General features: G+C 59.8%; 7 protein-coding genes. 5 read left to right on the top strand and 2 right to left on the bottom strand.

Annotation, left to right across the window (positions count from 1 at the left end; translation table 11 throughout):
• The first annotated feature begins 45 nt into the window (after positions 1–45).
• On the top strand, positions 46–1,401 hold the full coding sequence (locus MU553_RS21505; protein ID WP_247381499.1) for a sulfatase: 1,356 nt from the start codon (positions 46–48) through the stop codon (positions 1,399–1,401).
• On the opposite strand, the gene MU553_RS21500 is transcribed toward MU553_RS21505, so the two are convergent.
• Together MU553_RS21500 and MU553_RS21495 are read right to left on the bottom strand one after the other, a co-directional pair.
• Positions 1,377–2,375 carry a WD40/YVTN/BNR-like repeat-containing protein gene (locus MU553_RS21500; RefSeq protein ID WP_247381497.1) on the bottom strand — a complete coding sequence of 333 codons (999 nt, stop codon included), beginning with the start codon at positions 2,373–2,375 and terminating at the stop codon, positions 1,377–1,379. The two genes, MU553_RS21505 and MU553_RS21500, sit on opposite strands and share 25 nt — an antisense overlap.
• 137 nt (positions 2,376–2,512) lie before the next feature.
• Complete coding sequence (locus MU553_RS21495) at positions 2,513–4,279, bottom strand: hypothetical protein (protein WP_247381495.1); 1,767 nt, start codon at positions 4,277–4,279, stop codon at positions 2,513–2,515.
• A 319-nt stretch (positions 4,280–4,598) separates the two neighbouring features.
• Here MU553_RS21495 and MU553_RS21490 point away from each other — a divergent pair, with 319 nt between their 5' ends.
• From MU553_RS21490 to MU553_RS21475, 4 genes are all read left to right on the top strand, one after another.
• Positions 4,599–5,990 carry a hypothetical protein gene (locus tag MU553_RS21490; RefSeq protein ID WP_247381493.1) on the top strand — a complete coding sequence of 464 codons (1,392 nt, stop codon included), beginning with the start codon at positions 4,599–4,601 and terminating at the stop codon, positions 5,988–5,990.
• Positions 5,991–6,245: 255 nt separating this feature from the next.
• Complete coding sequence (locus tag MU553_RS21485) at positions 6,246–7,877, top strand: alkaline phosphatase family protein (RefSeq protein WP_247381491.1); 1,632 nt, start codon at positions 6,246–6,248, stop codon at positions 7,875–7,877.
• Entirely contained in the window at positions 7,877–9,400 is a 1,524-nt protein-coding gene (locus tag MU553_RS21480; protein ID WP_247381490.1) for a flippase, read from the top strand. Before MU553_RS21485 ends, MU553_RS21480 begins: the two co-directional genes overlap by 1 nt.
• Before the next feature lie 227 nt (positions 9,401–9,627).
• Positions 9,628–11,670: a hypothetical protein gene (locus MU553_RS21475; RefSeq protein WP_247381488.1), complete on the top strand. Its 2,043-nt coding sequence runs from the start codon at positions 9,628–9,630 to the stop codon at positions 11,668–11,670.
• The last annotated feature ends 219 nt before the right edge of the window (positions 11,671–11,889 follow it).

Raw genomic sequence — 11,889 nt, 5'->3', positions numbered from 1 at the left:
GATATAACAAAGCTTGATCGCCTGACATGGCTGGCCATGGACGAGATGCCGGACGTATTGTTCGTCGTCCTCGATTCGCTCCGGAAAGATCACGTGTCGACGTACGGCTACGATCGCCAAACGACGCCAGCACTAGATACGCTCGCCGAGCGGGCGACGGTCTACGAGAACGCATACGTGCCCGCACCGTGGACGCTGCCGTCCCACTGCTCGATGTTTACGGGACTGTATCCCAGCGAGCACGGGATTACGAACGGGTTCACTGATTCGTCGCTCTCGCTTCCGGCAGAACACGAGACGATCGCCGAAACGTTCAGCGAGGACGGATACCGAACTGCTGGGTATTCGAACAATCCCTGGGTCGGGCAACTTTCGGATCTCAATCGCGGGTTCGACCGGTTCGTCGAGTGGGATCTCGAGGTTTCCAGCGGAGAGCCGGACAGAACGCGCGACCTCGCCTATGACAGGTGTCACTCACTGCTCGGACGCGCGATCCAGCAGCCGCTCGTGCTGGTAAAACGACGGTTCTTCACGGAGAATCTGGTTTCCCGCGCGCAATCGTGGATTCGTGAGAACGAGCGTGCACCGACGTTCACGTTCCTCAACCTGATGGAGGCGCACAGCCCGTACTACCCACCTGACAGCGGTTTCGAACGGCTCGGGCTGCAACCGCCAAATGCGGTGTCCAAACGGGTCCTCAATACGAAGCTACTCGCCTACGTCATGGGGCAACGCGAACTGGACGGCCGTGAACAGCAGCGAGTTCACGAGTTCTACGACGCGAGCATTCGCTACCAGGACGGGCAACTGGAACGGCTTCTCGCAACGCTGCGTGAGCAGGGCACGCTCGACGAGACCCTCCTCGTAATCTGTGCCGACCACGGGAAGACGCTCGGCGAGTTCGATCGCAACGAGACGCCGCCGCACTACCTCAGAAACATCAACGTCAACGTCCCACTCGTTGTGAAATGGCCTGGCCAGACAGAGGGCAAACGCGTCACTGATCCGGTCGAACTGACGAACCTCCATGCTGCGATGGAAACCATGGACGAGGACGCGCTCACGACGGAGACTGGCTACGCACTGACCGAGGACTTTCTACCGCACACGGCCAGTGAATCGACGTCGATCACGCGCTGGCGTTCGCTGAATGCCACCGATCTCGCTCTCGCGAGATGTGAAGACGGCCGCGAATACGTCCTCGACGGAAACGGTGAGACTGAAACGGCACAGCGAGCGTCTGCCGTCGACACTGACCGCCTTCGAACGCTCCAGACCCGTCTCTCTAAACGGGAGAAGGCGGTCGATGCCAGGGCGGCGACGACCGACCGCAGCGAAGACGACGAAGAAATCGCGTCCGGGCTCGAATCACAGCTTCAGGACCTGGGATACCTCTCGTAAATGGTCAAGAATCTCTCCGGCGGGATCTGAACGATCTGCCCGTCGTCACGCCGTGTGTTGCAGGGGTTGAGAACGAACCCACGCTCCGGCGAGGCGTGGAGGAAGACGTACGCGTTCGCGTTCGGGAGGAACTCACCGAGCGTCTGGGAGTCGGAAAGACAGCGCCGTTTCCGGTATCGTTTCAGCTCGTACCACTCGCTGTAATTCGACGCCGACGAACTCGCGACGACGACCGCCTCGTCGTCAGTACTGCCGCCGCCAGCGTCCGGCGCAGTGCTATCACCACCAGTTTCGATGGCCGTCGAAAAGGCGACCCATTCGTCGTCGACGGAGAGGACTGCGGCGTAGAACACCGACGACGGCAACGTATGCACTACTTCGGGCGTCGGCGACGACGTGCCGAGCTCGCTGCGTGGCAGCCGGTAGACGCGGTTGACATCCGAATACACGCAGTCCATCCCCCAGAGAATCGCATCCGCTGTGATAGCCAACTCGACGGCCCGCCACGATTGGCTTCCGCCGCCGACAACTCGGAGCTGTCCGTCCTGCGGACGATAGCGGTAGAGCCGACACGCGCGATCGACGTCACCAGTCGTGAGCCAGAGCCCGTCGTCGTACGGATCAACTTGCACGGAGTGGACGTGTCTCACGTCGGGAAACCGGTGGGCAGTCGTCCACGTGGCACCGCAGTCGGTCGACGCTAACAGCCGCGGAGACGCGTCGCTGTCGAGCGGATACTCTCCGAGATACACCGTCCCGTCCGCGACCGCGACGGCCGAGGGAAGCACACCCATCTGCCCCGATGACGGCGGCAGTTCCAGGGTCTGTCTCCACGTTCGTCCCCCGTCTGGCGATCGATAGACGTACCGTCCGAGGGTGGCGATCAGATCGGCTTCGGTCACCGACCAGACGTTCACCGTCGGGAACTGACCGACGATTCCTTCGAGGAGAGATTTCCACGGTCGGGCAGTCACGAGCGTGTTTTTCACCCCCTCTGTCGCCAGATCGCGAGGGATTCCGCCGCACCTGGACAGGCTGTCCGGATCGCGGCCACTGAACAGTTGCCGACCGCTGGTCGCGAGAATCCGATCGTTAGCGGCGACGTGTACTCTCACTGTTGTCCAGTCTGCGTTTCGTTTCCACCGACGAGGTAGAGGCGGAGATCGCCGTTCGTGAGCACTCGATCGACGCCACGCTGGTTCTCGACCGCGTTCAATTCTGCTCGGGAGTATCGCAGTTCCCGATACGCGTTCACCTCCCGTTGCACGTCGTACGTCGACAACACGACGTACATCGGCTTCTCTGCGGCCGCATCTAACTGCGTTAAGTTCGTCCCCGAAATAGAGCGATCGTATCTCCCGCTGTTTTGGTACCCTTCCACGCCGTCGCTGTAGCGGGTTGCAGACTGACGGAGCGAAGTCACGTCGATGCCGTCAGCGCCGTACTCGAACGTGGCTTCGTAGCCGGAAAACTGGCTTTCTGTGACGTGTTGGTTCGCCTTGTATATGTACGGTGATTGGTACGCCGTCGCCAGTGAGACAGGTGTCAGAACAGCGAACAGGACGACGAAACCGAGCGCGAACGTCGTCGACCCGTATCTGTCTGCAACGCCCTCGAAGACGTTAAAGAGCGATACCGCTCCGGCTATAAGCAGCAACAGGACGATGAACCCGAAGGTGCGGAAATACATCTCGGCGATGCTGCCGGCGAAATAGAGGACGAAGAGCGGTAACACGCCGAGAACACTCAGCACGAAGTACCGGACAACGGCATCGTGCTCGCTCCGGAAATTGATCCAGGAGGTGTAGCTCGCGAGAACCGCGACCCCTGCGAGTACCGCGAACACAGTCGTGGGCAGAAAGAGCTTCAGGTACATCTCCGGTAAACTCCCGCCGATCGCAGTGATCGACGTCCCCTGACTCGCGACGCGTCCCCCTGGTGTCGGTGGGTTTCCACGTAGATACCCCTGAGCGGCGAGGGAAATCGACTCGATCTGGGCGCGAAAGGCCGGCCGACCGGTGATCCAGGCGACGACTGCGCCAGCTAACAGCAGCGTATGAGCGAGCATCGACCGGTGTGACGTGATCGCATGATCCGTCCCACGAAGTCTGTAGAGATACTGAAGCACCGTGACCGACGCGAACACCGCGAGAAGGTGGACCGACAGTTGCGGATGGTAGATGACGGTTGCGACCGATGCAACCCCCAGAATCACCGCGATCGGAGTCAGCTTGCTCCCAGTCGTCTCTTCAGTCAGGAACTTGAACAGCAGATAGAACACGAGTGCCGAAAAGAAGAGCGTTTGAGAGAACGGATGCGCTCGGAGGAACATACTGATATTGTTGATCGGGAGCAAGAGGAACGTACTGAAGGCAGCGACGACAGTCGCTCTCTCGCTACCGGTGACGTACCGCACACACAGCGGGACGAAAACGAGAAAGATCGCTGTGAAACAGAGAATGGCCACGAGAATGCCGAGACGAAGGGAATAGCCGAGCGTTTCGTGGAGGATGACCGCCGCCGTGTGCAAGCCGGGATAGAAGAGGTTCGCGGGGTCGAGGACGCCGGACGAGATGTCTTTCGCCCAGCCGAGGTGCGTCATCGGATCGGCTGACCCATAGAAGTAGTAGCCGCGGAGAACCGGTAAGGCAACGACAGTGAACGTCGTCGCACCGCCCAGGACGAGCGCGGAACCCCGTAGATAGCGTGACGAAGTGGTGACGCTACTGACGAGCGAAGTGAAGAAGGCCACGGCAAGACAGAGCCACACCAGGGTCGGTGTCGCGCTGTACAGCGAGAGTTCGTATCCCGTTGCTGGAGCTCGGTGCGCGACTACCGCCGCAATCGAAAGCGCACCGAACCCGATGAGAAGCAGCACCCGACTGGATATCCGACTCACTCTCATAAATCTCAGTTACAACCTGTTGTCTCATATTCGACTGCTCTGCTATTTTGTTACACAGTTTTTACTCTCACTGTGGTGCACAACCAGGGGGTTCGAAATGTGGATTTCTGCCGACAGATCGGTACGAACCTACGTAAATCTAGTTACGTGATTTGTAACTGCAATATGTGATCTAAGACAGTCGCAGTGTATTCATAAACCGGGATAGACACCGTCTGTAGTCGCTGGGAACGGTTGTAAACGGCCACTAACAAAGAGTTAGCCGTGCTTCTATGCCGCCAAAAGATATACTATGTCAGACAAATCTAACGGAAAAGACGAAGTCTCCGAGACAGAAGTTCGGAAAATCGTCCGTGAAGAACTCAGAGCAGCGCTGACAGATTCGACGACGCGGCGGAATCTACTCGGGGCGCTGGGTATCGCTGGCATGGCCGGCATTGCGGGAACGCAGTTTTCTGACGCCTCGTCGCTCACTGACGGTTCGCCGTCGAATCTGCGGATAACGAACGGCGAATCAAAGGTCAGGGACAACGTTGGCACGCTCAATTTCAGGGAGAACCTTTCTCTCGATCTCTCGGGGAAGCAAGTCTCCGTTGACGCCGGACTCGACGCCGTCGGACCGAACGGCGAGTCGACTACCATCTCGAGCATCGACATCGGACCGGGACTCGACGCGACGATCGAGGACGGGACGCTCAACATCGCGCAATCGAAGACCCAATCAGGCAACGGCACCCATCTCGCTCGACCCGGCGAACTCCAGCAAACCCTCACCGATGCAGCGAGCGGCCCGGTCGGCTACGTCCGCCTCGCGGCCGGCGAAACATACGAAATCACGAACTCGATCGAGGTCCCGCCGGGCGTCTCCCTCGACTGTACCGGGGCACAGATCAAACCCCAGAAGGACGTGAACGTCTTCGAGCTCCACACGCAGAGTCAGATTTACAACCCGTATGTACGGACGTCGCATTTGAACGGGTATTCGTCGTCGATTTTCCACGTCTTTCCCAAGCAGTTCGACGAGAGCTTCGGAACGAACCGATCGGTGCCGCTCTGGACAGTCTTCGGCGGCTGGTCTGAGATGACTCCCGGACAGGGTACGTGTATCGAGCTTCACGGCGCGAGAGAACGGCAGTCGAACAACTACGACGCGACGAAACACAACCGAAACGTCTACTTCTGTTTCATTGCGCACAACTGTACAGGTGGACGGCGCTTCGCGTATCTTCACCGTGAAGGCGGTAGCACGACCAGGGGCGGTCACGTCAACAGCAACATCATCAAGGGCTACGCCGTGAACGCGACCCGGTTCGTCGAAACGAACGACAGTACCGGTGCGAAGAAGAACATGGTCAACGGAAACAAGTTCTATCTCGTTACGCAACCCGGCCCCGAATCGGACTGGCTCTGGTACGCGAACAAGGGAGCGCGGAACGAACTCTACGAATGGGGAACGAACTGGGATTACGCGAAGTACTCCGACGCAGACGGGGACGGCTACGCGGAATCCTGGTACATCGGTCCGAACGCGGGGATGAACTTTCTCTGGCGAAAGCAGAGCAACGCGAGTGGCGGCCTCGGTTCGACCGTCGTCGACGAAAGCAACGGGTCGAGCGGGAGCAAATACCTCGTGCTCGAACAGCTCGGAACGTCAGTCGGCGACCTTGAAGTCTGGGACAACTGAGGCGAGCATCTCTTCTCTTGGCTGCCCAGTTTCGTTCCAAACGATCAGCGGTGACGGACAGAACACGCAGTACACCGGGACAACTGCAGGGCGATAGATCTCGTAGCGATTCGTCCGGAGGACGGGTCGCTCGTGGCTGAGAGGTAATGATCTCTATAACAAAGGCAGGGATCGGGCAACAACTACGCAGCAACTGGCAATGTCTGACAATCGTCCCCAGCAGTTCGGTCCAGCACGACCGGCAGACGAACAAGTATGAGTCGGTGCTCGACACAGACAGTCGTCCTCGGGTTCGATGCATTGTCACGGAAATACCTCGAGACGTTCGATCTCCCGAACTTCGATTCGCTCCGGGAACGAGGTGCCTCGGCGTCGCTCCGATCGACGTTTCCCCCGTGGACCGGGAGCGCCTGGCCGTCACTGTACACCGGAGTCGACCCGAGCCACCACGGGGTGTACTCGTTTTTCGACTTCGAGAACGGGTATCCGAACGAAGCCGATCTCATCTCCCGGAAGGACGTTCGGGCCCCGGCGATATGGGACTATCTGACTGACGAAGGAGTGTCGGCAGTCGTCCTCAACATGCCGGTCACGCATCCGGCAGACGCGATCGACGGCGCGATCGTGCCAGGGTATCTGGCGCCAGAAGATGCGGTCGGGTACCCCCGCGAGATCCGATCCGAACTGACCGACGCTCTGGGTGAGACGTACCGAATTTACGCGACTGACGAGACGGGGAGTCCCGACGACGAGATGCTCCGCAGCTACGTCGACCTGATCGATCTCCGACGGCGTGCCGCCCGAACGCTGCTGCAGACGCGAGAACCGGACGTTGCGATCCTGCAGGTCCAGAAGACCGACACCGTATTTCACCAGTTCGACGACCGGACGGCGTTCCGCCGCGTCTACGAAGCGGCCGATTCGTTCCTCGGAACGATACTCGAGACGGTGGACGAAGACGCGAACGTGATCGTCTGCTCAGACCACGGTATCGGTCCCACGCGCGGGTACAACATCTATATCAACGAAATACTTCGGGAAGCCGGCTTCGTCGAAGAGACCTACGACGGCGAAACCCCGATGTTCGGCGACAGTAAGCACCGACTTGCAAACGATACCGACGGCGAGGAGGAGTCGTCCGCAGTCGCCACCCGCGCGATGTCGGGGCTCGCGACCGCCCTCGGGAGCGTCGGCATCCAGCCGGGAGACGTTTACACGATTGCTCAACGGGTCGGCGTCGGTGAATCGCTCCGCCGTCTCCTCCCCGCGCACACTGACGCGCTCGCTCGCCACGTAGATTGGTCCGATTCCCGGGCGTACTGTCGGAGCGGCCCGGAACTCGGCGTTCGTATTAACGTCGAGGGACGTGAGCCAGACGGCGTCGTACCGCCCGAGCAGTACGAATCCGTCCGCGACGACGTGATCGAGACGCTCTCTGGGGTGCGGACACCGAACGGCGAACCGGCGTTCGAGTGGGTGAAGCGCCGCGAGGAGGTCTACGACGGTCCGTACGCTGGAGAGGCGTGTGACGTGTTGTTCCAACCGGCAGGGATGAACCACATTGTCGCAACGAACCTCCTGGGCAAGCAGTTCATTTCGATCGACAAGCACAACCACAAATCCGACGGCGTATTTATCGGTGCTGGTCCCGCGTTCGCCGCCCAGAGTGACACTGAACAGCTATCGTTGACCGACGTTGCGCCGATGGTACTGGCACTCGCTGGATGCCCAGTTCCTGAACGGATGACCGGGTCGATACCGCCCTCCCTCCTCACCACGTCACACGAGACGCGTCCGTATGCCGACCTCCAGTACGGGACGGGAACGGTGACGACCGACGACGATGACCAGGTCGAAGCTCGCCTCGAGGATCTCGGGTATCTCTGATGTCGATCGACGAGGACAACATCTCGACGCTCCTGTCGAGCGCCTCGCTCATTCTGGTCGGCCAACTGCTCTTTTCGGTCTCGAAGCTGGGCGAACGGATCATCATTGCCCAGATGCTGACGCCCCAGGCATACGGCGAAGTCAGCATCGGTCTCGCGGTGGTGATGATCTCGACCACTGTAGCACTCGTCGGCTTACGCCAGGGAGTCCCCCGATACATCTCCAGATACGATGACGCTCGTGACATTCGTGGTGCCTGGGTAACAGGGATTCTCATCGCTGGAGTGATCGGCAGTGTCGTCGCGATCGGACTCGCCGTCGAGACCGAGACAGTCGTCGGACTGCTCTTCGAACAGGCTGACTCGACGGGATTGCTGTTCCTGTTCGCGGTAGCGATTCCGTTCGTCATCGGGATGCAGGTCGGTATCGGTGCGATACGGGGGTTCGAGAACACGCTCTATCGGACGTACACGCGTGATCTACTCTATCCCGGGCTCAGGATCGCCGCGCTCGTCGTCTTTCTGTGGGCCGGGTTCGGCATCCTCGCCGCAGGATACGCCTATCTGATCGCCGCTGTGACGACGTTCGTTGCCGTGCACGTCTTACTCAACCGGTTGATTCCGCTCGTGGGAGAGGTGAGAACGCACGTGCGCGAGATGCTTACCTTTTCGATACCACTCGTCATCTCGACGCTGCTCTCGCGGCTGCTGACTCGTACTGATACCCTCATGCTGGGGTACTTCGACACGTCCTACCAGGTGGGGCTCTACAACGCCGCATTTCCGCTCGCGAGCGCGCTCGTCCTCGTTCTCTCCTCGTTCGGATTCATGTATCTCCCGATGGCGTCGCGTCTCGACGCCGAGAACAAACGGGAAGAGGTCGATGCGATCTACAAAGTCACGACGAAGTGGATATACATTGTAACGTTTCCCGGATTTCTCACGATGGTCGTGTTCTCTCGGGACGTGATCGCCGTGACGTTCGGGGCCGAGTACACGCCGGCCTCGACTGCGCTCTCGATCCTCGCGCTCGGGTTTTTCACCCGAGCCACCTTCGGACGGAGCCGCGAAACCTTATCGGCGTTCGGACACACGACCTACCTGTTAGTTACGAACTCTTTCGCGTTCGTCCTCAACATCGGCCTGAACCTGTTTCTCATCCCGCGCTACGGGTCCACCGGTGCGGCCGTCGCGTCAGCAGTCTCGTTCATCGGCCTCAACGTTGCGGTGTTCGCATTTCTCAGCCGTCAGTTCGGCGTCTCGCCGTTTTCGCGGTGGACCCGCCGAACCGTGGTGGTTCTCCCTGTTTGTCTGTTCCCGCCCGCTCTCGTACTCGATTCGCAGATCTCGCTGACGCTCGTCCCGCTCGTGGTATTCGTCGCAGTCGCCGAACTCGCTGCAATTGCCGTCGTTACGGTAACGGGCTGTCTCCAACCGGAGGACGAGATACTGATAGAGTTCGTCGAAAACCGAATCGGAATCGACGTGCCACTCATTCGTCAGTACGTCACTGACTCGACCTAATCCGTCCGTCGCTGGCCACTGTAGCCGGTCCGCTGTGGCTCTCAGAGCAATACGTTCAGACTTTGTCCCGACCGATAACTGAAAGCGGTACCTCGTTCGCCAGACTTGCCACCGAATGCGTGGTAATAATTAGTCGCGCGATAGTTGATTTATATTTTTATTAACTGGTAACTAAACATAGTAAAGTAGGAAGATGTCTCTTGTAAGTAGGATTTTCCTAACACGATATGGAACCAGAGAAGGACGATACTACGCCAGAGAAGGAACCCTCTAACCGCCCGAACTCGCATAGAGGTGAGCAGCCCGAGGAAGAGACCGACGCTGTAGCGGACGATTCCACCGAGACTTCCTGCAGTTCTGCCGACTCCAGACGCGAGACGAGATCGAAAAGCGACATCGATCGACGATCGATATTAAAAGCGACTGGTGCTGCTGCGGCAGTAAGTTCCGTCGGCGCGGTCAGTTCCATCGGCCTCGCAAGCGCGGCAGTCGAGGTCACGCAGGAGAGCGACTACGAGGTCTGGACCGTCACGGGAAAGGAAGTGTACGACCTGTCTGACGGCGAGCAGTTGTCGAACGTCCTCATCGACCAGACTGCCGACGGCGCCTGCCTGACGATCCGGTCGCGGAACAAAACCGGCTGGGAAGTCAGCAACGTCGGCTTCGTCGGCGTCGGACAGGTCGGTGACGGCAGCAATCGGTTCCAGTTTCAGGTCTCGGTACCGGCCGGCGGACACGGACTGATCGAGAACATCTGGGCCAACGGGAAAGCGCGAGACGGGCAGCCGTCGACCGAACTCGGTGGCGTCTACGTCCGCTCGTCGCACGCAGGACACATCGACGTCAAACACACCTATATCGAGGGCTTCGGAAACAACGCCGTCTACGCGAGCGCCGTCGGAAAGGACGGCGGAAGCGACGGCTCGGTGGCGATCGAGAACAGTTTCCACCGGGACAACACCGTCAGTCAGTTCCGCATCGGTTCCCCCGACTCGTACGTCCGGAACTGCGTCGGGATCATCAACGACCCGAACGGCGAACGTGGCGTCTACCCCGGCACGACCAATAATCGCAACGCGCGCGGTATCTGGGGCAAACACTACCGGAACCAGCGCGTCGAAAATTGCTCGTTTTACGTCTCACCCGACGACGTCAATCCGGACGGCGTGTTCGAAGCACGTTACATCTCCGGACGGTCCCACGGCCCCGAAGCCGAGGTCGACGTAGTTGATTGTGACGCCAACGCGGATGCACCAACACTGACGGGTTCGACGAGCAATGCGAACGTGAATCTCGAGAGCATCGAGAACAGTCCAACGGTCGACGTCATCGGGGGCGGCGGTGTTCCCACCTCGCCAGAGATGGCCGCCCGGGGTGAGCGGGAGATGCCGAACCCACCGGAGCTCTCCGCTTCCGACGGTGGAAGCGACGGTAGCACCGACACGTCGACCCTCGATCGAACGCTCACGATCGACGGCAGCGACGCTGACTGGACCGAATACGAGTTTACCGTCTCTGGTACTGTCGAAAACAACGCTGACGTCGGCTCGTTCGACGGCGACGACCAGATCGACGGCTCGACTGTGAGCGGCTTCGTCAACGGTGGCGTCGACGGCTACAGGTTCGCCGGTGAGGTCACCGACGCCACCGTCGACGGAAACGCCACGGTCCTCGTCGACGGCCAGGCGGTCGACCCCGACGGGATCACTTCGGATCGGACGCTCACCATCGACGGCAGTGACGCCGGGTGGACGGACTACGAGTTCACCGTCAGCGGCGACCTCGCCGAAAATCCCGACGTCGGGGGCCTCGGTAGCGGTGATCAGATCGACGGCTCGACTGCCACCGGCTTCGTCAACGGCGGCGTCGACAGCTATCTGTTCTCCGGCGAGATCACCGACGCCACCGTCGACGGAAACGCCACGATCCTGGTCGACGAGCAGCCGCTCGATCTGGGACAGTTCGAGTCTGCGCCGGCGATCGTACGGTACGACGTCGTCGAGGTCGGCTCACCGAATCCCGACGCCAACATCGTCGTCGAATGGGGCGTCACCGACGCCGACGGCGACCTCGCGACCGTCACCGTCGAAATCGTCGACGAGAACGGGTCCGTCGTCGCTGAGTCGACGACGAGCGTCGCTGGCACCGAGGCGTACGACGTCGACTACTTCGCCATCGAGGACGTCGACGACCAGCGCTTCACCGTTCGGCTCACCGTCACCGATGCCTTCGGAACCGAGTCCGCAACCTCCGAGAGTATCCAGGAGTGAACAGCGGTCACGGGCACCACGCGTCCCGTGTTCTCGCAACTCACGATCAGCATGACGCGTTTTAGTTGCCACACCGATACACGTTAACTACTATTCGTCAACGGTCATGAGAGCAGAGATTTGAATACGAGCCCCCATGAGCAAATCTGGAGAAGTTTCGATAGATACGTGGTAAGTTCTCCATAGTTACTGAGACGGAGCACGAAATCACCAGGGAGA

The sequence above is a fragment of the Halorientalis brevis genome, from assembly GCF_023077655.1.
Note: the sequence above shows the minus strand (reverse complement) of the source record. Positions and strands in the feature narration are given on the sequence as shown.

Bases quoted from the DNA above. Each gene is read 5' to 3' on its own strand.
- MU553_RS21505 (WP_247381499.1), top strand. From the start codon at position 46: ATGCCGGACGTATTGTTCGTCGTCCTCGATTCGCTCCGGAAAGATCAC.
- MU553_RS21490 (WP_247381493.1), top strand. From the start codon at position 4,599: ATGTCAGACAAATCTAACGGAAAAGACGAAGTCTCCGAGACAGAAGTT.
- MU553_RS21485 (WP_247381491.1), top strand. From the start codon at position 6,246: ATGAGTCGGTGCTCGACACAGACAGTCGTCCTCGGGTTCGATGCATTG.
- MU553_RS21480 (WP_247381490.1), top strand. From the start codon at position 7,877: ATGTCGATCGACGAGGACAACATCTCGACGCTCCTGTCGAGCGCCTCG.
- MU553_RS21475 (WP_247381488.1), top strand. From the start codon at position 9,628: ATGGAACCAGAGAAGGACGATACTACGCCAGAGAAGGAACCCTCTAAC.